At 68.2% G+C, this 25813-nt stretch carries 24 protein-coding genes and 1 pseudogene; 8 read left to right on the top strand and 17 right to left on the bottom strand.

Annotated elements, in window-relative coordinates:
* The first annotated feature begins 124 nt into the window (after positions 1 to 124).
* The 4 genes and pseudogenes from Prum_RS03175 (at position 125) to Prum_RS03165 (ending at position 5065) form a co-directional block, all read left to right on the top strand.
* Complete coding sequence (locus tag Prum_RS03175; RefSeq protein WP_173073801.1) at positions 125 to 1171, top strand: glycosyl hydrolase 53 family protein; 1047 nt, start codon at positions 125 to 127, stop codon at positions 1169 to 1171.
* Positions 1168 to 1623 (top strand): annotated as a pseudogene (locus Prum_RS54860) (right-handed parallel beta-helix repeat-containing protein); the annotation flags it as partial. The gene Prum_RS03175 and the pseudogene Prum_RS54860, both read left to right, overlap by 4 nt.
* The gene (locus tag Prum_RS50765; RefSeq protein ID WP_503826940.1) at positions 1542 to 2885 is read left to right on the top strand and encodes a right-handed parallel beta-helix repeat-containing protein; all 1344 of its coding nucleotides are present in this window, start codon (positions 1542 to 1544) and stop codon (positions 2883 to 2885) included. The pseudogene Prum_RS54860 and the gene Prum_RS50765, both read left to right, overlap by 82 nt.
* Positions 2886 to 2899: 14 nt before the next feature.
* Entirely contained in the window at positions 2900 to 5065 is a 2166-nt protein-coding gene (locus tag Prum_RS03165; protein WP_218576980.1) for a CBM35 domain-containing protein, read from the top strand.
* Positions 5066 to 5079: 14 nt separating this feature from the next.
* On the opposite strand, the gene Prum_RS03160 is transcribed toward Prum_RS03165, so the two are convergent.
* Complete coding sequence (locus Prum_RS03160) at positions 5080 to 6105, bottom strand: polysaccharide deacetylase family protein (protein WP_173073799.1); 1026 nt, start codon at positions 6103 to 6105, stop codon at positions 5080 to 5082.
* A 302-nt stretch (positions 6106 to 6407) separates the two neighbouring features.
* On the opposite strand from Prum_RS03160, the gene Prum_RS03155 reads away from it, so the two are divergent.
* Positions 6408 to 7418 carry a glycoside hydrolase family 11 protein gene (locus Prum_RS03155; protein ID WP_246277614.1) on the top strand — a complete coding sequence of 337 codons (1011 nt, stop codon included), beginning with the start codon at positions 6408 to 6410 and terminating at the stop codon, positions 7416 to 7418.
* A 198-nt stretch (positions 7419 to 7616) separates the two neighbouring features.
* Here the strand turns inward: Prum_RS03155 and Prum_RS03150 are convergent, their stop codons facing one another.
* From Prum_RS03150 to Prum_RS03135, 4 genes are all read right to left on the bottom strand, one after another.
* On the bottom strand, positions 7617 to 9935 hold the full coding sequence (locus Prum_RS03150; RefSeq protein WP_173073798.1) for an MMPL family transporter: 2319 nt from the start codon (positions 9933 to 9935) through the stop codon (positions 7617 to 7619).
* 86 nt (positions 9936 to 10021) lie between these two features.
* Positions 10022 to 10714 carry a response regulator gene (locus tag Prum_RS03145; RefSeq protein WP_173073796.1) on the bottom strand — a complete coding sequence of 231 codons (693 nt, stop codon included), beginning with the start codon at positions 10712 to 10714 and terminating at the stop codon, positions 10022 to 10024.
* On the bottom strand, positions 10711 to 11907 hold the full coding sequence (locus tag Prum_RS03140; protein WP_173073794.1) for a sensor histidine kinase: 1197 nt from the start codon (positions 11905 to 11907) through the stop codon (positions 10711 to 10713). Before Prum_RS03140 ends, Prum_RS03145 begins: the two co-directional genes overlap by 4 nt.
* Positions 11908 to 12151: 244 nt before the next feature.
* Positions 12152 to 12820, bottom strand: a complete 669-nt coding sequence (locus tag Prum_RS03135) for an SDR family NAD(P)-dependent oxidoreductase (protein WP_173073792.1) — start codon at positions 12818 to 12820, stop codon at positions 12152 to 12154.
* Positions 12821 to 13165: 345 nt separating this feature from the next.
* Here Prum_RS03135 and Prum_RS03130 point away from each other — a divergent pair, with 345 nt between their 5' ends.
* Both Prum_RS03130 and Prum_RS03125 read left to right on the top strand, forming a co-directional pair.
* Positions 13166 to 13678 carry a MarR family winged helix-turn-helix transcriptional regulator gene (locus tag Prum_RS03130; RefSeq protein WP_173073790.1) on the top strand — a complete coding sequence of 171 codons (513 nt, stop codon included), beginning with the start codon at positions 13166 to 13168 and terminating at the stop codon, positions 13676 to 13678.
* Positions 13590 to 14420: an SDR family NAD(P)-dependent oxidoreductase gene (locus Prum_RS03125; RefSeq protein ID WP_173073788.1), complete on the top strand. Its 831-nt coding sequence runs from the start codon at positions 13590 to 13592 to the stop codon at positions 14418 to 14420. The genes Prum_RS03130 and Prum_RS03125 overlap by 89 nt, the downstream gene beginning before the upstream one ends.
* Here the strand turns inward: Prum_RS03125 and Prum_RS03120 are convergent.
* From Prum_RS03120 to Prum_RS03080, 9 genes are all read right to left on the bottom strand, one after another.
* Positions 14370 to 15248 carry a class II fructose-bisphosphate aldolase gene (locus Prum_RS03120; RefSeq protein WP_173073786.1) on the bottom strand — a complete coding sequence of 293 codons (879 nt, stop codon included), beginning with the start codon at positions 15246 to 15248 and terminating at the stop codon, positions 14370 to 14372. The two genes, Prum_RS03125 and Prum_RS03120, sit on opposite strands and share 51 nt — an antisense overlap.
* On the bottom strand, positions 15245 to 16726 hold the full coding sequence (locus tag Prum_RS03115; protein WP_173073784.1) for an FGGY-family carbohydrate kinase: 1482 nt from the start codon (positions 16724 to 16726) through the stop codon (positions 15245 to 15247). The genes Prum_RS03120 and Prum_RS03115 overlap by 4 nt, the downstream gene beginning before the upstream one ends.
* Positions 16723 to 17778 (bottom strand): NAD(P)-dependent oxidoreductase, encoded by a 1056-nt coding sequence (locus tag Prum_RS03110; protein ID WP_173073782.1) that lies wholly within the window; start codon positions 17776 to 17778, stop codon positions 16723 to 16725. Before Prum_RS03110 ends, Prum_RS03115 begins: the two co-directional genes overlap by 4 nt.
* A complete protein-coding gene (locus tag Prum_RS03105) occupies positions 17775 to 18608 on the bottom strand; it encodes a carbohydrate ABC transporter permease (protein ID WP_173073780.1) in 834 nt (277 codons plus the stop codon). Before Prum_RS03105 ends, Prum_RS03110 begins: the two co-directional genes overlap by 4 nt.
* Positions 18605 to 19561: a carbohydrate ABC transporter permease gene (locus Prum_RS03100; RefSeq protein ID WP_173073778.1), complete on the bottom strand. Its 957-nt coding sequence runs from the start codon at positions 19559 to 19561 to the stop codon at positions 18605 to 18607. The genes Prum_RS03105 and Prum_RS03100 overlap by 4 nt, the downstream gene beginning before the upstream one ends.
* 55 nt (positions 19562 to 19616) lie before the next feature.
* Positions 19617 to 20831 (bottom strand): ABC transporter substrate-binding protein, encoded by a 1215-nt coding sequence (locus tag Prum_RS03095; RefSeq protein WP_246277613.1) that lies wholly within the window; start codon positions 20829 to 20831, stop codon positions 19617 to 19619.
* 198 nt (positions 20832 to 21029) lie between these two features.
* Entirely contained in the window at positions 21030 to 21983 is a 954-nt protein-coding gene (locus tag Prum_RS03090) for a 1-phosphofructokinase family hexose kinase (protein WP_173073774.1), read from the bottom strand.
* Positions 21980 to 22741: a DeoR/GlpR family DNA-binding transcription regulator gene (locus Prum_RS03085; protein WP_173073772.1), complete on the bottom strand. Its 762-nt coding sequence runs from the start codon at positions 22739 to 22741 to the stop codon at positions 21980 to 21982. The genes Prum_RS03090 and Prum_RS03085 overlap by 4 nt, the downstream gene beginning before the upstream one ends.
* A gap of 154 nt (positions 22742 to 22895) precedes the next feature.
* Positions 22896 to 23540: a GNAT family N-acetyltransferase gene (locus Prum_RS03080; protein ID WP_173073770.1), complete on the bottom strand. Its 645-nt coding sequence runs from the start codon at positions 23538 to 23540 to the stop codon at positions 22896 to 22898.
* A 58-nt stretch (positions 23541 to 23598) separates the two neighbouring features.
* Here Prum_RS03080 and Prum_RS03075 point away from each other — a divergent pair, with 58 nt between their 5' ends.
* Entirely contained in the window at positions 23599 to 24429 is an 831-nt protein-coding gene (locus Prum_RS03075; protein WP_246277612.1) for a GNAT family N-acetyltransferase, read from the top strand.
* Positions 24430 to 24490: 61 nt separating this feature from the next.
* Here the strand turns inward: Prum_RS03075 and Prum_RS03070 are convergent, their stop codons facing one another.
* The 3 genes from Prum_RS03070 to Prum_RS03060 are packed head-to-tail and all read right to left on the bottom strand — an operon-like array spanning position 24491 to position 25706.
* Entirely contained in the window at positions 24491 to 24913 is a 423-nt protein-coding gene (locus Prum_RS03070; protein ID WP_173073768.1) for a hypothetical protein, read from the bottom strand.
* Entirely contained in the window at positions 24910 to 25170 is a 261-nt protein-coding gene (locus tag Prum_RS03065) for a hypothetical protein (protein ID WP_173073766.1), read from the bottom strand. The genes Prum_RS03070 and Prum_RS03065 overlap by 4 nt, the downstream gene beginning before the upstream one ends.
* Positions 25167 to 25706: an SRPBCC family protein gene (locus Prum_RS03060; RefSeq protein ID WP_173073764.1), complete on the bottom strand. Its 540-nt coding sequence runs from the start codon at positions 25704 to 25706 to the stop codon at positions 25167 to 25169. The genes Prum_RS03065 and Prum_RS03060 overlap by 4 nt, the downstream gene beginning before the upstream one ends.
* Positions 25707 to 25813 lie beyond the last annotated feature (107 nt).

The raw sequence follows: 25813 nt of genomic DNA, 5'->3' as shown, positions 1-25813 counted from the left end.
GCGCGTAGTAAACGCTTACATAATTTTCCATCATTAGGCGAGGTCTCTGGCCATGTAAACGCTTTATTGACGCCCCACCCCTTCCGCGAGACAATGACGATGTTCGATCTATTGGGAGGGCACCATGACCGACAAGGAAACCGACGTACCCATCCGCCTGCGGCGGCGCGCCGTGCTGCTCGGTGCGGCCACCGGCGCCGGAGCCCTCGCTCTGGGGGCCAACGCCGTGCTGGCACCACCGGCGCACGCCGCGGCCTTCGTCAAAGGCGCCGACATCAGTTGGCTGCCACAGATGGAGGCGAACGGCTACTACTGGAACAACAGCGCCGGGCAGCGGCAGGACCTGTTCACCATCCTCAAGGGATACGGCATCACCGCGATCAGCCTGCGCACCTGGGTCAACCCGTCCAGCGACCGGGCCAACGGGCACTGCAGCATCGAGGAGACCGCACAGCTGGCCGTGCGGTGCAAGAACGCCGGCCTGCAGGTCCTGCTCGGATTCCACTTTGGAGACACGTGGAACTCGGTCGGTGTGCAGAACCCGCCGGCCGCCTGGGCGGGCATGACGTACAGCCAGATGCTCGACGCCATGTACGACTACGTCTACCACTCCTGCAACGTCATCAAGTACTACGGCGTGACCCCGGCCTGGGTGAAGATCGGCAACGAGACAAACTCCGGCATCTGCAAGCCGACCGGCAGCATCAGCCGGCCGGCCCAGATGACCGGATTGCTGAACGCCGCTTACGACATGTCCAAGCACGTCTTCCCGAGCACCCCGGTGCTGGTACACCTGGCCCAGCCGCAAAACCTGGCAAGCGTCCAGAACTTCCTCAACGCCTACCGCGACAACGGCGGCAGGTGGGACATCACCGGCCTGTCCTCGTACGGGCAGGGCGGCAACGTGGCGCCCATCGTCGCCAACATGCAGACCATCCAGACCGGCTACGGCAAGCCGATCATGCAGGTCGAGTACGGCGGACCGGTGGGCAAGCCCACCCAGGTGCGCGACTCGCTGCGCGGGTTCATCACGGGCATCAGGGGCTTCGGCGGCCTGGGCACCTTCTTCTGGGAGCCCGAGGGCTACCCGTCGTTCAACAACTACAACAGCTCCGCCTGGGACGAGGCCAGCCGCCGACCGACCGTCGCCATGGACGGATTCTTCGCATGAAGGTCGCCCGTGGCGTGATGATTTCGGCGGCCTTGGTGAGTCCTCTCGCGATCGTCGCCATCTCGGCGACCAACGCGGCGGCCGCAACAACCTATTACGTCGCCCCGAATGGCAATGACAACGCCGCGGGCTCGCAGGCCGCTCCGTGGGCGTCGATCGCCCACGCGCAGACCGTCGCGCAGGCCGGTGACACGGTCTACTTCCGGGGCGGCACCTACGCCTACACCCGCGCGAACAGCACCTGCGCGAGCCAGACGGCCCGGGTCGACGCGATCACCCTGAACAAGAGCGGCAGCTCGGGCAACCCGATCCGCTACTGGGCCCATCCGGGAGAGAAGCCGGTCTTCAACTTCTCCGGCATGACGGACAGCTGCCGGATCAAGGGCTTCGACGTCACCGGAAGCTACATCCACCTCAAGGGTCTGGAAGTCACCGGGGTACGGCAAAACAACAACCTGAACGCCGAGTCCTGGGGGTCTGGATTTCGGGAAGCAACAACACCTTCGAGCAGCTCAACGTCCACCACATCATGGGGACCGGCCTGTTCATCAACGGTGGCGGCGGCAACCTCGTGCTCAACTCGGACTCGCACGACAACTACGACGCGAACAGCTCGGACGGGCCCGGGGAAAACGCCGACGGCTTCGGATCGCACTACACACCGGCCGGAAGTCCCGCGAACGTGTTCCGGGGTTGCCGGGCGTGGTGGAACGCCGATGACGGGTTCGACCTCATCTCCACGTACTCGCCGGTGACCATCGAGAACTCGTGGGCGTGGCGCAACGGGTACATGCCGGGGACGACGACGGCCTCCGGCAACGGAAACGGCTACAAGGTGGGTGGCTTCGGCGGTGACTACGACGCCGGCGCGGTGAAGCACACGGTCCGCTTCTCGGTGGCGTTCCTCAACCGGGCGGCGGGTTTCTACACCAACCACCACCCGGTGGCCAACGACTACTTCAACAACACCAGCTACGCGAACAACCCCGACTTCAACATGCTGGGGATCGACTCAAGCGGCGCCGCCGTCGGCCGCGGCAACCTGCGCAACAACCTCGCCTACACCGGCACGCTGACGTCCAACATGACCGGCACCAGCGCCGCCTACAACTCCTGGAACCTGGGCCTCACCCTGTCGGACGCCCAGTTCCAAAGCGTGTCGACGTCCGGCTGGGACGCGGCCCGCCAGGCCGACGGCAGCCTGCCCGTCCTGCCCCACCTCCGCCTCGCGGCGAGCAGCACCCTGATCGACAAGGGCACCAACGTCGGCCTGCCGTACAGCGGGGCGGCACCGGACCTCGGCGCCTTCGAGCAGTCCGGCAGCACGCCGCCGTCGACCCAGCGGTACGAGGCGGAGACCGCGCCGGCGGTGTGCCAGGGCACGATCGACTCCAACCACACGGGCTTTTCCGGCAGCGGGTTCTGCAACGGCAACGCCGCGGTGGGAGCCTACGCACAGTTCACCGTGAACGCGTCCACCGCTGGTACGGCGACGCTGGGCATCCGGTTCGCCAACGGCACCGGCGGCGCGCGGCCGGCGAACCTGATCGTCAACGGTGCCACGGTCGCGACCGTCTCGTACGAGGCCACCGGCGCGTGGACGACGTGGTCCACCAAGTCCCAGACCGTCTCGCTCCACGCCGGCAGCAACATCATCCGCCTGGATCCCACCACGGCAGGCGGACTCCCCAACCTCGACTACCTCGACGCATGAGGGAAGAAGGAATCATGACTTTGAAGCGAGGGGCGCTGGTCCTCGCCGCGTTGCTGTTGGTGTCGGTAGGGGCAACCGCTCGCCTCGCCGCGGCGGAGACCACCACCAACGACGAGGCCACGGACTACACGGCCACATCCCGGGTGATGGTTCGCGGCCTCAACAGCCTGGTCGCCGACTACCAGACACGCGTCCCGGCCAAGTACACCCCTGCCTCCTGGGCCCCGTTCGCCAAGGCGTTGACCACCGCGACCGGTGTCGCCGGCGACGCGTCGGCGACCGCACCGGACGTCGCCGCCGCGAAGACCGCCCTCATGGCCGCCGCCGCCGACCTCGAGGCCGCGGATGAGGGGACGTTCCAGACCATCACCAACAACACCTTCTGGAACGACACCGCCGGCAACCCCATCTATTCGCAAGGTGGCGGCGTCTTCAAGTTCGGCGACACCTACTACTGGTACGGCGTGCACTACGTCGGCGCCGAGCTCTACCGGGCCAACCCGACGAGGCAGTTCAACAATGACGTCACGTTCGTCTCGATCCCGGTGTACTCCTCAACGGACCTGGTGAACTGGAAATTCGAGAACAACGTCGCCACGACCTCCACGACCTTGCCCGACGGGACCCCGCTCGGCGGCTGGGTAGGCCGCCTGGGCGTCGCGTACAACGAGAACACCGGCAAGTACATCCTGGTCGTGCAGGGGCCGGGCGGGGTGGTCTTCCTGCGCGGTGACTCGCCCACCGACACCTTCGAGGGCGCCGCCGTTCAGGCCCAGATCACCAACTCCCCGACGGCGGGCACCGGAGACCAGACCATCTTCACCGACGACGACGGCAAGGACTACCTGATCTTCTCGAACGCGTCGGGACGCGCCCGCGCCTTCGTTTCCAAACTCCGCGAGTCCGACTCCCTATACGCCGAGCCGGCAGTGCAGATCGGCTACTGCTCGGGCTGCGGCCGCGAGGGCAACGCCATGTTCAAGCTCGACGGCAGGTACTACCACGCGGCCTCCGACCTGCACGGCTGGAACAGCTCGGTCGCGCACGTCATCGAGTCGACGACCAGCAGTATCCAGGGCGCCTACACCGCCGAGTACACGCTCGCCGGCACCGAGATGGACTACAGCCACGTGACCCAGACCGGGTTCTTCGTGACGGTCAAGGGCACGGTGCAGAACACGGTCATCTTCGCCGGCGACCGCTGGGCCGACTTCGCCTGGAACGGCATCGGCTACAACCAGTGGATGCCGGTGACCAAGACCGGCACCCGGCCGCAGTTCCATTCGGTGAGCCAGTGGCAGTTCAACGCCACGACCGGAGAGTGGCGCGTCGGACCGCAGAACAACTACATCCTCAACCCCGACTTCCAGGCCGACCGCATCATCATCTCTCCGGTACAGGGGTGGACGAACTTCAGCGAGTCGGGGGCGAGCGCGATCGTCACCAACGTCAGCGGCGGCGCGAACGGGAGCCGCTTCGGGCTACAGATCGGCGCCGCGCAGGCGTACGCGGGTGGTGTGCGGCAACAGATCACCGTGCCGGCCGGTACGTACAAGCTGTCCCTGTCCGCCAGGACCTCCGGCACGCTCAGCGCCGCGCAGGTCACGGTCGCCGACGCCAGCGGCAGCACCCGCACGCTCAACATCCCGGCATCCAGCGGCTGGACCGCTCGCGAGCTCACCGGCATTCCGCTGTCGGCTGGCACCGCCACCGTCACGGTGCGGGCGTCGAGCAGCAACGGATACCTGTTCGTCGACGGCCTCGGACTCGTCAGGACGTCCGGCGGCGACACGCCGACGCCGACGCGGTACGAGGCGGAGACGGCGCCCGCGGTGTGTCAGGGCACGATCGATTCCAATCACGCGGGCTTCTCCGGTAGCGGGTTCTGCAACGGCAATGCCGCCGTGGGCGCCTACGCCCAGTTCACCGTGAACGCGTCCACGGCGGGCACTGCGACGCTCGGGGTTCGGTTCGCCAACGGCGCCAGCGGCGCCCGGCCGGCGAACCTGGTCGTCAACGGCTCCACAGTGGCCACCGTCTCGTACGAAACCACCGGCGCCTGGACGACGTGGTCGACCAAGAGCCTGACCGTCTCACTCAATGCCGGCAGCAACACCATCCGGCTGGATCCCACCACCGCGGTCGGACTACCCAACATCGACTCCCTCGACGTCGGTTGACAGCCATCCCGCTGTCAGCCGGTGGCGCAGGAGCGGATCTGTGGTCGGGCGCTGCTGTTGCCGTTCATCATCGTGGTGAAGCCGAAGGTGTTGCCGCTGCCGTTCGAGCGGACGGTCATCAGGTTGCCGCTGCTGTCCCAGCTGAAGCTGCCGTTCCAGGTCGTGGAGACCTTCTGCGGTGGGGTGATGCCTACGACCACGGTCCAGTTGCTGGCGCCACTCACGGTGACTGAGGTGTTGTAGCGGTCACTCCAGACGTTGGGGGTTGTCGCGGTGGCGGTGCAGCTGCCGCCGCCGGGCGGTGGGGTGGTCGGGTTGCCGCCACCGCCGCCGTCTGGTGCGACGGCGCGGCCGGTCGACGGGGAGATCATGCCGGGGCAGAGGTTGCGGCTGGACAGGTTGGCCATGATCTGCGCAATGGCGTCGCGGGTGTTCTGGATGCCGTCGTGCATGAGGATGATCTGGCCGTTCTGCAACCGGGAAGCGGCGGAAACGATCTGGCTGACGCTGGCGCCGTTCCAGTCTTGAGAGTCGACGTCCCAGATCACCTGACGCATGCCCAGCGACGACGCGACCGACTGGAGCGTGGAGTTCGTCTCGCCGTACGGCGGGCGGAACAGCTGCGGCCGGGTCCCGGTCGCGGACTGGATCGCGTTGCTGGTCTGGGACAGGTCGGACTGCATCTGCGCCTGACTCATCGACGTCATGTGGGCGTGGTTCCACGAGTGGTTGCCCACCCACATGCCCGCGCTGACCTGTGCTTGCGCCGCCGACCGGTTGTTCTGCACGTTCTGCCCGACGTTGAACATCGTGGCCCGTACGCCGTTGTTTCGCAGCACGTTCAGCAGTGCGCTCGTGCTGCCGGTCGGTCCGTCGTCGAAGGTGAGCCCGACGTAGCCGTTGCAGGCCGCGGCGCTGGACGGGGTCGGGGTGACCGTGACCGCGACGCCGCCCATGGCGACGGCGGCGGCGAGCACGGCCAAGCGGGCGGTGTGGTTCAGCCGCCGGGAGGCGGTCGGTGGGCGGGGTTTGTCGAACATCCGAGCTCTCCTTCGGGGAGGTGGGTGAGGAGGGGCGCCGGCCGCGCGGAACGGAGTATTGCAGCGGGAGTTGAAACTCGTCAATCAATTTCCGGAAAACTTCCGGACGGCGGCCCGCGACTCGGAGCGCTTCCAGTGGCTACTGCCTGCTATTTGTCCCGGTCCTCTTAGGGAGGGTTGGGTAGTCGTTCCCGGTAGTTTTCCGGGATCTGTTGACAGGGCCGCGAGAGTCGACCAATACTGGCCGCGTCGGCAGACGTTGACAACCATCGATCCGCGCTGCAGAAGGAGGAAGCACCCTGATGACCGACATGAATCACAGCTCCGCTCGACCGAGGAAGCGTGGCCGCCTGCGGCTGCTGCTCGGCGCCACGTGCGCCGCGGTGCTGGCCGTCGGCGGCACGGTGATGGCCACCAACGCGTACGCCGAGGCCGATCGAACCGTCAGCTCGAACACCACCGGGACGCACAACGGGTTCTTCTTCTCGTTCTGGAAGGACAGTGGCAACGCCAGCATGACGCTGCGCGCCGACGGCCGGTACTCCAGCCAGTGGGGTAGCGGCACCAACAACTGGGTCGGCGGCAAGGGTTGGGCCACCGGTAGCCGAAGGACGATCAGCTACTCGGGCTCCTACAGCCCGAACGGCAACAGCTACCTCGCCCTTTACGGGTGGACGCGTAACCCGCTCATCGAGTACTACGTCGTGGAGAACTTCGGCACCTACAACCCCAGCACCGGCGCCACCCGCATGGGCTCGGTCACCACCGATGGCAGCACCTACGACCTCTACCGCACCCAGCGGGTCAACCAGCCGTCGATCGACGGCACCGCCACGTTCTACCAGTACTGGAGCGTCCGCCAGCAGAAGCGCACCGGTGGCACCATCACCACCGCCAACCACTTCGACGCCTGGGCCCGAGCCGGCTTGAACCTCGGCACCAACCACAGCTACCAAGTCATCGCCACCGAGGGCTACCAGAGCAGCGGCAGCTCCGACATCACCGTTCGCGAAGGCGGTGGCAGCAACCCCACTCCCGGGCCCACCACCGGCAACTGCACCGCGACGCTATCCGCAGGCCAACAGTGGGGCGACCGGTTCAACCTCAACGTCGCGGTCAGCGGCACCAACACCTGGGTCGTCACCCTTGCCCTGAACGGCAGCCAGAGCCTGCAGAACAGCTGGAACGCCGCCGTCACCGGAACCACCGGAACCATCACCGCCCGACCGAACGGCAGTGGCAACAACTTCGGTGTGACGATCATGGCCAACGGCAACTGGACCTGGCCCACACCCACCTGCCGAACAGGCTAGCCCCGACCAACCTCCAGCACAGCACCCGTAGCGCGGCGGCCTCGGCCGCCGCGCTACGCGCGGAAAATGAGGCCGGGAACTCATGCGATCGAGCATGCGGATGAGAAGGCTGAGCCCATGCAGACGAACATGCGTATCGCCGTTGGCGCGCTCATCATCGCTGTGATCTGTGTCTTCGTGACGGCGGCATTGTGGATCTTACCGCTGGCGCTGTCGAACGGCGGCGATCCCAATGCCTCCGGATGGGGCGTCCTGGCGGTCATGTCCTCCATCGTTCCCGCGGGGTTGGCGGCCGTTCTGTTCCTCGTCTCCTTCATCTTTTTCGTCATCGCCTTGTCCGGCCGTCCTCCGCGATAGTCGTCCCCAGGGAGCGATGGGGCGTAGCTTCTCGCCTTCGACGTCCACATTGGGCAAGATCCGGTCGAGCCAGCGGGGCAGCCACCAGGCGGCCTCGCCGAGCAGGGTCATGACCGCGGGCACGATGGTCATGCGGACGATGAGGGCGTCGAAGAGAACGGCGACGCCGAGGGCGAAGCCGATGGATTTGATGATGGCGTCGGGGGCGAGGATGAAGCCGGAGAAGACGCTGATCATGATGATCGCGGCGGCGGTGACGACCCGGGCGCCGTGTCCGAAGCCGGTGATGACGGCTTGGCGGGCCGGTGTGCCGTGGACGTATTCCTCGCGCATGCGGGTGACCAGGAAGACCTGGTAGTCCATGGCGAGGCCGAACACGACGCCGATCAGGAAGATCGGTAGGAAGCTGATGATCGGCCCGGTTTGTTCGACGCCGAGGGCGTCGGCGAGCCAGCCCCATTGGAAGACCGCGACGACGGCGCCGAAGGTGGCCGCGATGCTGAGCAGGAATCCGGCGGTCGCCTTCAGGGGTACCAGGAGGGACCGGAAGACCAGCATGAGTAGCACGAGCGCGAGGCCGACCACGACGGCCAGGTAGGGCAGGAGCGCGTCGCCGAGTTTGGCGGAGATGTCGATGTTGACTGCGGTCAGGCCGGTGACGGCGATGGCCGCGCCGGGGATGCTGCCGTCGCGGTCCCGGATGGCCCGGACCAGGTCTTCGGTGGCGGCGTCGCTGGGGCCGCTTTCCGGGATGACGGTGAGGATGGCGGTGTCGGCGGCTTGGTTCACGACCGGTGGGGTGACGGCGGCGACGTCGTCGATTCCGCGGATGACCTGGGCGACCTGGTCGGCGGATGTCTGGGCGGTGCCGGCGTTCGCGTCGACGACGACGGTCAGCGGGCCGTTGAATCCGGCCCCGAAGCCGGTCGAGATCAGGTCGTACGCCTTGCGTTGGGTGGTGTCGGGTGCGGCGGTGCTGTCATCTGGCATGCCCAGCCGCAGATCCAGGACCGGTAGCGCGGCTACGCCGAGGCCGAGGACTGCCAGGAGCAGCGCGGCCACGGGCCGGCGGGCGATGGCCCTAGCCCAGCGCAGGCCGAAGGTAGGTCGGGTGTCGGTTTCTGGATCGCGGGCGCGCAGCCCGGGGATGCGGCCGCCGGCGATGCGACGGCCGGTGAATCCGAGCAGCGCGGGTAGCAGGGTGAGTGCGATGACCACGGCGACCGCGACGGTGAACGCGGCGGCCAGGCCCATCTGGGTCAGGAAGGGGATGCCGACGACGGACAGTGCGGCGAGGGCGATGATCACGGTGAGGCCGGCGAAGACGACGGCGGAGCCGGCGGTGCCGACCGCGCGGCCGGCCGCCTCGTGCGGTTCGCGGCCGGCGGCGAGTTCGTGCCGGTACCGGGAGACGATGAACAGGGCGTAGTCGATGGCTACGGCCAGGCCGAGCATGAGGGCGAGGATCGGGGTGCTGGAGGACAGGTCGACGAACCCCGACGCCGCGGTGATGGCGGTGATGCCGATACCGATGCCGAGGATCGCGGTCAGCAGCGGCAGACCGGCGGCGACCAGCGACCCGAAGGTGATGACCAGGACGAGCGCGGCGACTACCAGGCCGATGATCTCGCCGATGCCTTGCTCGGGTGGAGCTTCGACCGCGTCGCCGCCGACCTCGACGGTCAGTCCGCTGGCGCGGGCGTGGTCAACAGTCGTGGTGAGAGCGTCGCGGGCGGCGTCGGACAGTTCTTCGGATCGTTTCTGGAAGGTGGCTTGGGTGAACCCGACGGTGCCGGCCTGATTGATGGCGCCGGAGGCGAACGGGTCGGTGACCGAGGCGATCTGCGGCGCCTGCCTCAGTTCAGCGACGGTGGTGTCGATCGCCGCCTTGTTCGCGGGGTCGTTGAGAGTATGTCCCGCGGGGGCGGCGAACACGATCCGGGCGGTGGCTCCGTCGGCCGACGCCTGCGGGAATCGCTCGCCGAGCAGGTCGATCGCTCTCTGCGACGGGGTGCCCGGGATGGCGAACGTGTCCGAGGTCGATCCGGACAGGGTGGCGGCACCGACGATCGCGGCTGCCAGGACCGCCAGCCAGGTAGCGGCCACCCACCACCGTCGGCGGAAGGCGAGCCGGCCCAGCCGGTACAGAAACGTGGCCATGAGAGGTTGTCTCCTGTTCGAGAGTGTGCGACATCGTCCGTCCACTCTGGATGGTGAACGGTTGCGGTTATCGGCTGTCAGTTGTTTCAGGTCGTCGGTGCGCGCCCGCCGTTGGCGTGCACCACACCGGTTTCGTAGGCGAAGACGACGGCCTGGGCCCGGTCTCGTAGTTCGAGCTTGACCAGGATTCGGCTGACGTGGGTCTTCACGGTGGCCTCGGCCAAATGCATGGTGGCGGCGATTTCGGTGTTCGACAGGCCGCCGGCCATCTCGATCAGCACCTCGCGTTCGCGGGTGGTCAGCCGGTCCAGGCGGGGATCCGGCCCGTCGGCGGTGCCGTTCGGGCCGGGGAGCTGATGGGCGAAGGCTTCCAGCAGCCGGCGGGTGATGCGAGGTGCGACAACGGCGTCGCCGGCCGCGACGCAGCGGATCGCGGAGAGCAGTTCCTCCGGCAGCGCGTTCTTGAGCAGGAATCCGGACGCGCCGGCTTTCAGCCCGGCGAAGGCGTACTCGTCCAGGTCGAAGGTGGTCAGGATCAGCACGCGGGTGTTCGGGTGGTCGGCCACGATGGACGCGGTGGCTTCGATGCCGTCCATGCCTGGCATGCGGACGTCCATGAGGACGACGTCGGGTCGCAGTTGCCGGGCCAGGCGGACCGCGGTGGCGCCGTCGCCGGCTTCGCCGACCGGCGTCATGTCTGGTTGGGTTTCCAGGACCATCGTGAACGCCATCCGCAGCAGCGGTTCGTCGTCGGCCAGCAGCACCCGAATCGGGGTCATACCCGCGCTCCGGTCAAGTCGAGCAACGCCGTTACGCGCCATCCTCCGTGCGGATTCGGGCCGGCTTCCAACTGTCCACCGTAGGCCGCGGTGCGCTCGCGCATGCCGTGGATACCGTGGCCACCAGCGGCCGCAACCGCTGCGCGGACGGGTGGTCCGTCGTCGGTCACGCTCACGGCGATCGCGCTAGCGGTGCGGTGCACCCGTACCGTCGCTGAGGTGCCGGCGGGTGTGTGTTTGAGGGTGTTGGTGAGCGCCTCCTGAATGAGGCGGTACACGGTGAGCTCGGCGGCGGCGGGCAGCGCGGCCATGTCGCCGGCGATGTCGAGGCGGACCGGCACGCCGGCCGCGCGCACGTGGTCGGCCAGGGCTTCCAGTTGGGCGATGCCCGGCATGGGGTGCCGCAGGGCATCGGGTTCGTCGTGGCGCAGCAGGCCGAGGAAGCGGCGCATGTCGGTGAGGGCCTGGCGGCCGGTGCCGGCTATCTGGCGCAGTGCGGCGGTGGCCTTGACGGGGGCACGTTGCTGGGCGAAGACGGCCGCGTCGGCAAGGGCGACCATGACGGAGATGTTGTGCGTGACGATGTCGTGCAGTTCGCGGGCGATCCGGGACCGTTCTCCGGCGATCGCGAGCTGGGCTTGTTGGTCGCGTTCGCGTTCCAGGCGCTGGGCCCGGTCCTCCAGTGAGGCCAGGTAGGCGCGCCGGGTTTGGATGTTGACGCCGGCTACGGCGACGGCCACCGCCATCGCGCCCAACGCGACGAAGCTGTGCAGGACCTTGTCCAAGGGCGCCCACCGCAGACAGACGAGCAGGATGCCCAGCCCCAGGACGGCGCCGGCCAGCAGCGTCTGGCGCCGGGTCCGGTGGACGGCGACGGTGTACAGGGCGACCAGCAGGGCGACGTTGGCGGGCATCGGGTAGATCGCCAGTAGCCACTGCACGGACGCGGCGGCCGCGATCGCGGCGAACACCGTCAGCGGCGCCCGTCGTCGCCACACCAATGGCACCACCAAGCCCGCCAGCAGTGGAAGCAGTACTGGACGCTCGGCGATCTGGTGTCCTAGCGTGTCCCCGCCGGGCACCAGCAGCAGCCCCGCGATCGCCGCGTCCACCAGCAGCGGGTGCCGCACGCAGACCCGCCACGCCAGGGCTGGCAGCCCGCGCCGCCGCTGCGGCGCATGCGCTTCGATCATCGGGTTCCTGGTCCTCACGGGTCTGTGTTGGTCAATTCTCACGGTAGAAAGCGGAGCTGTCCGGCACGACCTGCTGCAGGGCGAATCGGGTGCCGTCGCGACGCTGACTGGGGGCTGACCCGGCTACATCGCCAGATGTACGGCCGGCGTGCCGGACCACCACCTGTCAACCGCCGGCCACGGTTGGGTAGGGGCCGCCGCCGGGGCAGGGCGGCGGCCCCTGAGGGGTGAGCGAAGCCTCTGGTTACCCGGTGACCACAACCTCGGCCTGGTCGCGGTCGACGTGCAGGTTCCAGTAGATCTGGGCGAGGTCGTCCGGCGCGGCGTACGGGATACCTTCGGACGGCGGCTGGGCTCCGATGAAGACGTTGATGGCGACGTTGGCGGCGTGGATGCCCTTGTCGGCGAGCACGCCGTTGAGATTGAACACCCAGTTACGCAGGGCAGCGTGCGCGGCGTTGGTCGTCGCCAACATCGGGTACGGATTGATCGCGCCGCCGCCTGTGGTGAACAGCAGTGTCCCGGTGCCGGCCTCGATCATGGCCGGCAGGACCGCGTTGACGGCGGTCACCGCCCCGTAGAGGCTTTCTTCGATCTGGGGGCGGAGGTTGTCGACGGTCATCTCCTGCGGGTAGACCGGAACCAGGCCGCCGTACGGGGAGAACTCCAGCACGTCGATGGTGCCGAACTGCGCGGCGGCGTTTCCCAGCGCGGTGCTCAGCGCCAGCCGGTCGGAAACGTCGGCCGGGAAGCCGGCCGCGCTGATCCCGGACTCGCCCAGCTCAGCGGCGAGGGCCTCGAGTTTGTCCTTGCTCCGGGCGATCAGGGCGACCTGGAAGCCGTGGCCGCCAAAGGTCTTGGCGATCGAGGCGCCCAGTCCGGGACCGGCGCCAACGATGGCGATCGTGGGCATTGTCACTCCTTTGGTTGGTGTTCGTTCGGTCGGAAGTGATCAGGTGGGCGGCGGCCAGCTCGGGTCGATGGCTCGCAGGATTCGCTGGCTGATGACGCCCATTTGTCGTTCCAGGTCCTTGGGCAAGGGCTCCACCGGGGTCGTCCATCCCACCACCATAACTACAAGCTTGGAGTAACCCGAGCCGCCGATCACTTGTAGCTTAGAGTAATCTGCTGCTACGGTGACTCAAAGCTTTGAGTAGTGAGAGGAAGCCGACAGGCTCGTTCACCGCATAGCCCGTGCCCTCGGCCGAGATAGCTCACCTCCGCCGATCACTTCAAGCTTGTAACTAAGCTGGCCACCATGGACGACCTTGAAGAACCTCGTTGGCTCGACGGCGAGGAGCAGCAGAGCTGGTTCGCGTTCGCCTACATGCTGATCCGGCTGCCGGCGGCGCTGGAGGCGCAGATGCAGCGGGACGCGAACATCAGCCAGTTCGACTACCTGGTGCTCGCTGCGCTGTCCATGGTGCCGGACCGTACCCAGCGGATGAGCGATCTGGCGGACGCCACCGCCAGCAGCCTGGGCCGGCTGTCCAACGTCGTGATCAAGCTTGAGCGGCGCGGCTGGGTACGGCGTACACCGGATCCGATCGACGGCCGCTACACGTTGGCCATCCTCACCGACGACGGCTGGGACAAGGTCGTTACCAGCGCGCCCGGACACGTCAACGAGGTCCGCCGCCTGGTCTTCGACCCGCTGACCAAGGCGCAACAACGGCAGATGGGTGCCATCGGCCAGCGCATCCTGCAAGCCATCGACCCCGAACTTCTGGCTCGGATACAAAGCAGTCGCGACTCGCAAGGAGAACAGTGAAATCGGTTCTGATCACCGGAGGAAACAGTGGTATCGGCCTGCGCTGTCCTCCTTCGGGACCGCAGCGGAGCGGGCGACCTTCCTCGCCGTCGATCTCTCCACCCACACCGGCGTCCGAGACGCCGCCAAACGCGTCCTGGACGAACACGACCACTTCGACGCCATCCTGCACTCGGCCGGCGTGTACACGCCCGGCAAGGACCTCCGGACGGCGGACGGGCTCAGCCTGTACTTCGCGGTCAACTACCTGAGTCGCTACCACCTCACCCAATTGCTGCTGCCCGGGCTACGGCCCGCCCAGGATCGCCGGGTCATCATGATGACCGCCAAGATCGACCTTGCCACCACCGTCGACCTCGACCTGTTCCCCAGGTTCGAGCCGTTCAACTTCAGGCGCCAGAGTGACCAGATGGTGATGGGCAACTTCCACTACGCCGCCCACCTCACACGTACCCAGCCGGGGCTGCGTACCGCGGTCGTGAACGCCGGCGCCGCCAAGACCGATATCCTGCGCCACATGCCGTCGTACATGCGGGCCGTCTCCGTCGTCATCGGCCCGCTGTTCTTCAATTCCATCGAACAGTCCGCGCACAACCCCGTCCAGGCCAGCATTCGCGACGACTGGCCGGCCGCGACCTACTGGGAAAAGCCCGGAGACTTCGAGCACCGCACGCCCATCATCCTGGACGAGTCAGTCACCCGCAGGATCGTGCACGTGTCCCGGGAGCTCACCGGCGCCTGACCGCAGCCGGCGCAGCACGATTGCGGCTTCCTCAGTCATCGCCGTGCGTGCCGGTGACAGGTACTTGCGCGGGTCGACCACGGCAGGGTCGGCGTCGAGGACGCGACGTATGGCGTGCGTCATCGCGACGTTGAGGCGGGTTCCCACGTTCACCTTGGTGATCCCGGCACGCACCACGGCGGTCAGGCCGGCGTCGTCCAGGCCGGAGGAGCCGTGCAGCACGAGGGGTACGGGCACCGCGGCGCGCAAGGCCGCGACCAGTTCCAGGTCGACGACGGCGTCGTGAGTTGTCATCGCGTGGGAGGTGCCGACTGCGACGGCGAGGCTGTCCACACCGGTGTCATTGACGAAGGCGGCCGCCTGCCGCGGGTCCGTACGGGCCCCCGGGGCGTGTGCGCCGTCCTTGCCTCCGATCTCGCCGAGTTCCGCTTCGACCGCGACCCCGGCGGCGTGGCAGCGGGCGACGACCTGCGCGGTGGCCGCGACATTGTCCGCATAGGACATCCGCGACGCGTCGAACATGACCGAGCCGATGCCACAGGCGATCGCCTCAACGACCAGTTCCGCCCGCTCGGCGTGGTCGAGGTGCACCACGGCAGGTACCGAAGCCTCACCGGCCACGGCGAGTGTCGCCGCAGCGAGGGGTCGCAGGGCGCCGTGATAGTCCACGGCGTTCTGGCTGATCTGCAGGATCACCGGCACGCCGACCGCCTCGGCGGCCGCAACGAACGCCTCGGCGTGCTCGAGTTGGATCACGTTGAACGCCCCGATTCCCCGGCCCGTCCTGGCCGCCTCGGTCAGCAGCGTCCCGGGGTTGACCAGGCTCACGAGTCCTCCTCGGTTTCTAGGTCGGCGAGGGCGTCAACCACCCGGCGGTAGCGGGCGTATCCCGCCTCGAGCCGCGCCGTCTCGTCGGGATTGGGGGTGTGGCTGCGAATGACCCGTACGGACCTGGCCACCGCGTCGTCCAGGCCGCCGAAAACGCCGGCGCCGACGCCGGCGAGCAGGGCGGCACCACGTGCTCCCGCCTCGGCCGCGTCGGTGACCTCGATGCTCGTGTCCAAGGCGTCGGCGAGCATCTGGGTCCACGCGGCACTACGGGCGCCGCCGCCACACACGCGCGCGGGGCGGGAGCGGACGTCGAAGCTGTCGGCCAGCGCGTCGACATGCCAGCGATGGTTGAAGACCACACCTTCCAGGACGCCGCGCAGCAGGTCGCCCCGGGTGTGCCAGCCACGCACCCCGGTGAACGCGGCGCTGACGCCCACGCCGTACGGCGCCCCGTACAGGAACGGCAGGTATGTGGGGCTGTGCCGGGCGGCGACGGCCTCCGCGATGGCCGACTCGTAGGCGGGTGCGCCGTCCGCGTCCAACGGTCCCCACTGGCGCACGGCCCATTCCAGATTGGACGCTCCGCTGGGGGACGTGGACATGTGCAGCCATTGGGCTGGGCGCAGGAATGGACGGGCCTGCCAACGCGGGTCAGTGACCGGGGTGTCGGCGACGACCTGGTTGATGCTGAACGTGCCCAGGACCATGCTGAGCGTTCCCGCCTCTGCCGCGCCGATGCCCAGCGCGGCGGCGTCGACGTCGTGGGCTCCGGTCACGACCGGCGTGCCGGCGGCGAGCCCGGTCTGCTGCGCGGCGGCTGGCGTCACCGCGCCGACCTGTGCCGCGCTTGGCGCGATGACCGGCAGCAGAGGCTCCATGTCGGACAGTCCGAATACCCGCAGCGCGTGTCTCGACCAGGTCTGGGTGTGCAGATCGGTGCAGAAAGCGCTCGCGTCGCTGGGATCCGTGGCGACCTCGCCGGTCAGCCGTAGTCGGATCCAGTCCTTGCAGAACAATGTCCACCGGGCGCGCCGTAGCGCCTGCGGTTCGTGGTCGCGCAGCCACGCCAGCATCGGTGCCGGGTTGTATGGCGCCGGCGCTTGGCCGGTAAGGCGCAACAAGGCATCGTCGTGTCGATATCTGTCGGCGTAGCGCTGTGCGCGCGAGTCGGTGGCGAGGATGGCGGGGCGCACCGGCCGCAGGTCCGCGTCGACGAGGTACAGCCCGTCGCCGTGGGCACAGACGCCGACGCCTCGCACCGAGGTGGTGTCGACGGCGGCGTTGTCCAGGCAGCGACGGATGGCTTCGGCGGTCTGTGTCCACGCCTCGTTCATGTCGCGTTCCTGCCACCGCGGCGCGGGTGACGTCGTGCGGGTTTCGGCGGACGCGACCGCTATCTCGTGCCCGTTGGTGTCGAACAACGCCGCCTTGGTGACCGTCTGTCCGGCGTCGATGCCGAGCAGGTAGCCGGTCATGACGCCCAGCCGAGCCGTGCGGCGTTGACGGCGCGCGCCACCCTGCCGGTGCGGGTCATCTCCAACACCGCCTGCGCCACCAGTGCGGCGGAGGTGCGGTTGGTGTCTTCGGTGTCGCCGCCGAAGTGGGTGGTGAGGGTGGTGTTGTCGAGCGTGCGCCACGGGCTGTCGGCCGGGAGTGGCTCGGTGTCGAAGACGTCGAGGCCGGCTCCAGCGATCGCCCCTTCGGCCAGAACGTCGAGCAGCGCGGCCTCGTCGACGAGCCGGCTGCGGGAGACATTGATGAAGTACGCGGTGGGGCGCATCAGCCGCAGCTGTTTGGCGCCGATCATGCGGTCGGTTTCCGCGGTGTGCCGGGCCTGGATGAGCACGAAGTCGCCCTCGGCGAACACCTGGTCCAGGGTGTCCGCTCGCTCGACGCCGTACTGGGCCAGTACGTCGTCGGCGGTGTACGGGTCGTAGGCGAGCATCCGGCACTCGAAGCCGGTGAGCCGTTGGGTGAAGGCCCGTCCGACGTGGCCGAAGCCGACCATGCCGACGGTGCGGCCGGCGACTTCGACGCGGGTACCGGGAAACTCTTTGCGCCAGCGGCCGGATTTGATGCTGGCGTCGGCTCGGGCGACGTTGCGTGCCTCGGCCAGCATCAGGGCGAGCTGCAGTTCGGCGACGGCACCGGCGTTGCGTCCGTTCGCCGGGACTACACCGATCCCGCGTCTGGTCGCGGCCGCGACGTCGATGTTCTCCAGGCCCGTGCGCGCGACCGCGATCAGCCGCAGGTCGGTCGCCGCCTCGAGCAGTTGCTCGCCGACGGGTGCGAAGTGCACGCACAGCGCCTGGGCACCTGGTACGGCGTCGAGCAGCTCGGCCGGTGCCGGGACGGCGTTGGCGCCGGCGCGCTCCATCAGCTGCTGTAGCTCGTGTTGGTGCGCCTTGGTGCCGCCCCACTGGACGGTTCGGATGCTCCGCGGCTCGGCGGCATCGGCGAACGCGTCGAGGTAGCTTTCCGAGGGGATGAACTCGTCGCCAACGACGAGTGTCGGTAGTAGCCTCACTTCACGGCTCCCATGGACAGGCCGCGGACGAGCTTGTCCTGCGCGGCGAAGCCCGCGATGAGTACGGGCAGGGACACCAATGTGGCTGCCGCGCACAGCTTTGCGAGGAACAGGCCCTCGCTGGAGATGAACCCGACGAGGAACACCGGTGCCGTGCTGGCGCGTACGGCGGTCAGGTTCACCGCGAACATGAATTCGTTCCAGCTGAAGATGATGCAGATCAGGCTTGTGGCGGCGAGCCCTGGCATGGCGATCGGGGCGATCACCTTCCGCAGTACCTGCCCTAGCCCGGCGCCGTCGACCTCGGCGGCTTCGAGGATCTCGCGGGGCACCTCGGCCAGGAACGACCGCATCATCCACACCGCCAGCGGCAGGTTCATCGCGGTGTAGAGCACGATGAGGGTCCAGACGTTGTCGAGCATGCCGATCTCCTTGACGATCAGGTAGATCGGCAGCAGGGCCGCGATGGCCGGCAGGAACTTGGTGGACAGGAAGAAGAACATCACATCGGTCCACTTGCGTACCGGCTTGACCGCCAGCGCGTACGCCGCCGGCACGGCCAGGGCCAGCACCAGCGCCGTGGACAACAGGCTGGCCATCGCGGAGTTGAGCAGATAGGGGGTGATGTCGCGGTCGAACAGCTCCGCGTAGTTGCTGGTGGTCAGCGGCGCCAAGGGTGATGGCGGGTTGGTGGCGGCGTCGGCCTCGCGGTGGAACGACGTGAGCACCATCCAGCCGACCGGGGCGAAGAACAGCAGCGTCGCGCCCCATGCGATGAGCGTCCACACCGGACCGCCGCGCTGCCCGGTGGTGCCATCCTTTCGCCTCATCGCGGACTCTCCTTGCTGAACAGCGAGGACACGACACGCAACGCGAACGTCGCCACGATGATGGTGCCGATCACGACGACCACGCCGGCTGCGGCGGCTTGCCCGTACTCATATTTGCGGAACGTGGTCAGGTAGATCTCGTAGGGCAGGTTCGTCGTGGCCGTGCCGGGTCCGCCTTGGGTGATGGTGAAGACGGCGTCGAAGGTCTGCAGCACGTAGATCGAGCCGAGCAGCACCGAGAGCTCCAGGTACTGGCGCAGGTGGGGCACGGTGACGAACCGGAACGTCTGCAGGGCGCGGGCGCCGTCGATCTTCGCCGCCTCCAGGACGTCCGGTGGCTGCGTCGACAGCCCGGCGAGCAGGATCAGCATCATGAACGGTGTCCACTGCCAGACCAGGGCGGCGACCACCGCCATCATCGGGCGGTCCGAGACCCAGTCGATGGTGGGTCCGTGGTCGGCCCCGAATGCCTGCCACAGCGCGTTGAGTACGCCGTTGAACAGTCCGTAGGCCGGGTTGTAGAGGGCGTGTTTCCACAGCAGCGCCGATGCGACCGGCATCACCAGGAACGGTGCGATCAGCAGGGTGCGGGCCAGGCCGCGTCCGGGAAAGCGACGGTCGAGCAGGACGGCGAGCCCGAGTCCGATCAGCACGCTGAGGATGACCACCGATGCCGTCATGGTCACCGTATTGATGACGGCGGCGCGCAACCGGGCGTCGGTGAACACGAACTGGTAGTTCGACAGGCCCGCGAAGCTGCGGTCGCCCGGGTGCAGGATGTTCCAGTTCAGCGAGGAGATGACGAGCGTCACGAGGAACGGAATCTGCGTGACGACGATGGTGAAGATCAGTGCGGGTAGCAGCGGTGCGCGGCGCAGCCACCGTACCCGGGTGCTTGGCATCGGCGCCGGACGCACGGTTCTCACCGGCGGTGCCTTGGTCAGGGTGGTCATGGGTGCTCCTGTGTCGGTCCGGCCGGGGCTGGCCCGGCCGGACCCGGTGGGCCTGCTATTTGGCGTACTTCTTGGCGACCTGCTCGGCGAGCGCCTGACCGTCGGCGAGCGCCTTCTCCACGCTGTTCTTGCCGGCGATCGCGGCGCTGACCTCCTGGGAGACCTTCGTGCCGAGGTCGGCGAACTCGGGGATGGTGACGAACTGGATGCCCACCGTCGGCCGGGGCTGTGTGCCCGGATTGGTCGGGTCGGCCTCCTGGATCGCCTTGAGCGTGACGTCACCGAATGCCGCCGCGGCCTGCTGGTACTCCGGGATCTGGTAGGTGGAGGCCCGCTTGCCCGCCGGCACGCGCGACCAGCCCAGCTTCTGACCGACCACCTTCTCGTAGTCCTTGCCGGACGCCCACAGGATGAACTTCGCCGCCGCGTCCGCCTTCTGTGTCGTCTTCGGCATCGCCCACGCCCAGGCCCACAGCCAGCCGGACGACTTCGTCTTCGCCACCGGCGCGTACGCGTAGCCGACCTTGCCGGCGACCTTGCTGACATTCGGGTCCTCCAGCGACCCGGCGCCGGACGTGGCGTCGTACCACATGGCGACCTTGCCCTGGCTCATCGAGTTCAGGCATTCGGTGAACCCGGCCTGCGCCGCCCCCGGCTCGCCGTGTGCCCGCAGGAGGTCGACGTAGAACTTCACGGCCTGGGTGAACTCGGGCGAGTTCACCTGCGCCTGCCAGTCCTTGGTGAACCAGGTGCCGCCGAACGTGTTGACCACAGTGGTCAGTGGTGCGAAGACCTCGCCCCAGCCCGGCAGCCCGCGCAGACAGATGCCCTTCATTCCGGGCTCGGCACCGTCGAGCTTCGCGGCCAGGTCCGCCACCTGCTGCCAGGTCGGCCGCTCCGGCATCGTCAAGCCCTTGGCCGACAGGACATCCTTGCGGTACATCAGAAAGGACGACTCGCCGTAGAACGGCATGCCGTACAGCTTTCCGTCATCGCCGGACAGACCCGTCACCATGGGCTTGAGCAGGTCGTCGTAGTCGAAGTTCGGGTCGGCGGTCGCGTAGCTTCCCAACTCGTGCAGCCAGCCGTTCTTCGCCCAGATCGGCACCTCGTACATGCCCACCGTGGCCACGTCGTACTGGCCGGCCTTGGTGGCCACGTCCTGCGTGACCTTGTCCCGCAGTTCGTTCTCTGGCAGCACCGTGTAGTTCACCTTGATGCCGGTGTCCTTCGTGAACGTGTCAGCCGTCAATTTCTCGATGTCCGTCATCTGTGGGTTGGCGACCATCAACACGTTGATCGACTGCCCGCCACCGCTGCTCCCGCCGCCGCCTGCTCCACCGCATGCCGCCAGTGGCAGGCTCCCGGCCATAAAAGCAGCTGAAATCATCATAAAACGTCTGAACCTACGCACAATAAACCTCCGGGTGGATTCGGAATCGACTTGATCTTGGGTATGGGGCGACGGCTACGCCGTCGTGGGGGTGGTGACCGTGACCGTCGTGGGGTCCGCCTCGGCCGCGACGTCGCCGGCGGTATCCGGCAACAGGCAGGCGGCCGTTCCCCAGGCGACCGCCCGTACGAGTCGGGCCCGGGCGCCCGGTTCGCTGGCTTCGTCCTCGTCGCCGGCCAGCCAGCCGGCCAGCAGTGCGTCTCCGGCTCCGGCGGTGTTCACCGGCACCACCGGCGGGGCGACGGCGTGCAACACCGGCCCACCGGCCTTGACCCACAGCGCACCGTCCGCGCCGAGGCTGACCAGCAGGGCACTACCGGTACGCTCGGTCAGCGCGACCGCGGCGGCCAGCGCGTCCTGGACCAGATCCGGCCCCGCGCCACGGAACGTGCTGCCGGCCATCTCGCCGAGCTCGTCGGCGTTGGGTGTGAGCAGGTCCGGGGCTGCGCCCACCGCCGCCCTCAGCGCCGGTCCGGAGGCATCCACGGCAGTACGCGCACCAGCCTCCCGCGCCGCCGCCACCAGCTGCGGCACCAAGCTGTCCGGAGCCCCGGGCGGCACCGAGCCGCAGATCGCCACCCACCGCGCCAGGCGTGCCTGCGCCGCCACCACCATCACCAACGCGTCATAGTCGCCGGCCACGAGAGGATGCCCCAAAGAGTTGATCTTCGTTGTCCGGTCGGGCTCGGCCACCGTGATGTTGGTGCGCGTCGGCAGCTGCGTACGCACAAGCACATGTCGCAGTCGCTCACCCTCCAGCAAGGTGCGCAACTGCTCACCTTCGCTGCCGCCGGTGGTCAGCACGGCCACCGTGGCGACCTTGGCCGCGTGCAGTACCCGCGACACATTGACGCCCTTACCGCTCGCCTCGACCGAGTCGTTGTGCGCGCGGTTGACCTGACCGACAGCCAGCGCTCTCGTGGTGTAAGTGCGGTCGAGGCTCGGATTCGCGGTGACGGTGAGAATCATGCGTGTACCACCTCGACCCCGAGGCGTCGCAACGGCCGCAGCTGCGCATCCACGGTGGCGCGGTCCGTGATCACCAGATCCATCTCGCGGACGTCCGCGAAACGCACCGAGGAATCCACACCGAACTTCGAGTGATCGGCGAGCAGGATGCTCCGACGCGACGACGCGATAGCACGCCGCTTCACCGCGGCGACGGCAGCGTCCGGGCACGTCAGGCCGTGGGCGACCGTGATGCCGTTGGTACCGATCACGGCCAGGTCGATCACGAGGTCCTCCAGCATCCGGACCGCCCACTGGTCGACCGCGCCGAGCGTGTGGCCGCGTACCCGCCCGCCCAGGCTCAACACCGTCAGCATCGGCCGGGCCGCGAGCTGGCAAGCCACCGGAAGTGCGCTCGTCACCACGGTCATGGGGCGCTTTGGCTCTAGCAGCTCGGCCAGCATGGCTGCCGTCGTACCCTCGTCGACATAGATGGACTCGGCGTTGTCGAGGTGATTGAGCGCGGCGCGGGCGATCTGGCCTTTCTCCTCCTGCCGCGTCGTGGCCCGGTTGACCAGTTCGTTCTCGAACCCCAGACGCTCGACCGGAATCGCCCCACCGTGAACCCGACGCACCAGCCCGTGCCGTTCCAGCGTGTTCAGATCCCGGCGAACCGTCTCCGGCGCAACATCAAGCTGCTGCGCGACTTCGTTGACGTCGATGCGGCCCGTGGTACGGGCGTGCTCAACAAGCCACCGTTGCCGCTCCACCGCGTACACTTTCACCTGCCCGTGTCGGCCTGAATCTGCCCGGACGTGCCCGGAGCTGATGCCAAGCTTTCTACATCTCTCCGTAACACCGAGGCAACGCCGCCACAGCATCGGGCAGCCCAGAGCACCAAACAGGCAGAGTCGGGCAGGCGGGCCGGCGTTGTTACGGCCCGTTCGGCCCCCGAGTCCGAGTTGCTGTTCCCGACTCGCCGAGGCGGAGCAGCCGTGCGACGTTTGGCCACACCATGCGGAGCCCGCGTGGAGCGCCGTTGAGCCGGGCGGGATCTCCACCGGGCGGCGGCACTGGTGCGGTCTCCACCTGAATGGCTCCGCAGGCGTGGTAGAACTGCTGCGCGGCGGTGTTCTGCTCCAACACCCACAGATACACGGCGTCGCCGATCGCCCGCCGGCTGACGGACCGGGCGGCGCGGCTAAGAAGATGAGCGCCGATGCCCGTCCGGCGTTGGTGGTGGGCGACGTGCAGATTGTCGACGAGGCTGCCCCACTGCGGGTCCGCGTCAAACACGACGTGGATGAAGCCAACCAACTGCCCGTACCGTTCGGCGAGGACCGTTTCGCTGTTGGCCGGTGCGGCGAGCCGGGCCGACCACACGGTACGCCGGTCGGCCGCCACGTCACCGTCGAGGAATGAGTCGGCGTAGGCGCCGCGGTAGTGCAAGCGCCAGCTATCGGCATGCAGGGCCGCTATCTGCTCGGCGTCCTCCGCGCCGGCGGATCGGAACCCCACCGAGCCGAGCCGCGCGTCCGGCCCGCCGGGCACGGCGGTCTCGCCGAAGGATGTGGGCATCGGAGGCGCTCCTCTGTTCTGCGGCTTGCCCACGTTTCGCGACCGTAGCATCATCGCTGTGATCGACCGGATTCAGCCCTTGACGCTCGACGCGCTCCCTGACTGTCTCGCTCTGGCCCAGGACCGCGAGTGGCTGCCCGAGGAGCACAAGTGGCGTCTGCTGTTCGACGTCGGTGCCGTGTACGGCGTTCGCGACGAGGCCGGCGACCTGGTCGGCACCACGATCCTCACCCGGTACGGCACTCAGCTCGCGGCGATCAGCATGGTGCTCGTCGCGGCCCGCTACGGCGGCCGGGGCCTCGGCCGGCAGCTGATGCAACACGCGCTGGCCGAAGCGGGCGACGCGACGGTGTTCCTCAACGCGACCGAGTACGGCCGCCCGCTCTACGAGAGGCTCGGCTTCGTCTCGGTCGGCACGACCTACACGCATGTAGGGCAGTTTGAGCCGTCGGCGGGTCCAGCCGGGTCGCGACCGGCGGTGCCGAGCGACCTGCCCGCAATCCGCACGCTTGACGCCGAGGTCAACGGTGTGGACCGCAGCCACCTGGTGCAGCGGCTGCCGGGCTTCGCCGAGCAGCTACGCGTCGTCGAGCGGGCAGGGGTGGTCAGCGGCTACGCCGGCGCGTGGCGAAACATCGACAATGTCCTCATCGGCCCCGTCCTGGCAGAAAACCTCAGCGACGCGAAGACCTTGATCGCCGACCTCGCCGCAACGGTCAGCGGACCGGTCCGACTCGACCTCGACGACCGGCATCCCCAGCTACGCGAATGGGCGACGCAGCACGCAGTCCCGGTACGGAACTCCACGGCCGTGATGGTGAACGGCGCCCGACCGCTACCAGGTGATCGCGGCCGCTGGTTCATCCCGGTGATGCAGGCGCTCGGCTGAACGCGCCCGCGTCAAGCCGTACGCCTGTGCGCGATCCGCGGCTCCGCCAAGGACGCCATGATCACAGGGTCCGTGGGTCGAGGAAAGTACGGAGGGCGCGGCCGAGGCGGCGGCCGGCCGTCAGCGGTGGGGCGGCGGCGATCGCCGCCTCCAGACGCGCCGCGTCGGCCGCCAGCTCACTACCGAACTCGCACAGCGTCGCCCGGTGCATGCGGTACCAAAGCCATAGCTGCGCCGGACCCAGCAGCGGTGTCACAACGATGATCACCAAGCCCGGACCCAGACCACCACGGCGGTCGGCGATGGCGACGACCACCAGCCACGCCAGGAAGGCGGCGCCATACCCCGTCGCGGCGGCCAGCAGCGCGACCAGCCAGCGGTTGCGCCCGGCAAGCCACCGCCAGAAAGTCAGCGTGTGCCCGTACCGCAGGAGCCGGTCGCCGGTCGCGGCGAGCCGGTGCGCGACCCGCCGCCCGGGCGTCACCCGGCGCCGCACCCCAGCCGACCGCGCTCAGCCGGGCGAGCAGCCGCCGCCGGTACCCCATGGGCGTACGCCGCGGCGCGGCTGGCCGCAGCGCGAGCCGGCCCGCCCATGCGGCAACACCGATCGCGAACCCGATGGCCAGCAGCGACGGCCCGTAGGAGCACCCGGCGCAGCGGAGCCAGGACGACGAGCGTCACAAACCCCGGCAGGACCACGAGGAAAGCCAGCGTCTCCGCGTACACCGCGACGTCTCTCATCGGCCAACATCATGCCCCGATCCCGAGGTTGGCGGGGTACCGAGCTCGACCCCGGTGCAGATCTGGTCGAGGCGCAGCAACGTCCGCGTCATGCTTTCGATCCAGACCCGGCCGTCCTGCATCGACACTCGCTCGCCTTCTGACACTCGCGAGCAGTCGTAGATCTCGGTCACGACGGTCGCTTCCGGGCCGTCGGGGACCAATTCGTAGCTCCACCGTTGGCCCCACTGGGCGTCCGGCGAGCCGCGGTCCGGGTGCCCGCGCCCGGGTGCCGGCTCCCAGCCGACGCGGCGATCCTGCTCATACTCGACGACGTGATTGTCCATCTCGTAGTCGCCGTGGCGGGTGTAGTACATCCGCATCACAAAGACGTCCCCGACACCGGTGATCACCTTGTCCGAGGCGGCGCCGCGCAGCATGCCAGAGCCGTCCAGGTCGAGATGCCGCGCGGGGTTGGCCAGTACCTGGAAGATCACAGCCGCCGGGGCTTCGATACGCCTGGACACTCGCACGGGTAGTTCCTCGTGGCCGGTCACTGGCACCTCCGTCAACCGCAGCCTCAACACTCGGCTCGGCCGCATGGTATGCGCTCCCTACGACAGTAGTTCTGCCTGCGTTGGCGGGCGGTTGATCCAGCCAGCTG

Origin of the sequence: Phytohabitans rumicis, from assembly GCF_011764445.1 — a bacterium.
Lineage (GTDB): Bacteria > Actinomycetota > Actinomycetes > Mycobacteriales > Micromonosporaceae > Phytohabitans > Phytohabitans rumicis.
The sequence above is the reverse complement of the archived record's forward strand: the minus strand, read 5'-3'. Positions and strand labels throughout refer to the sequence as shown.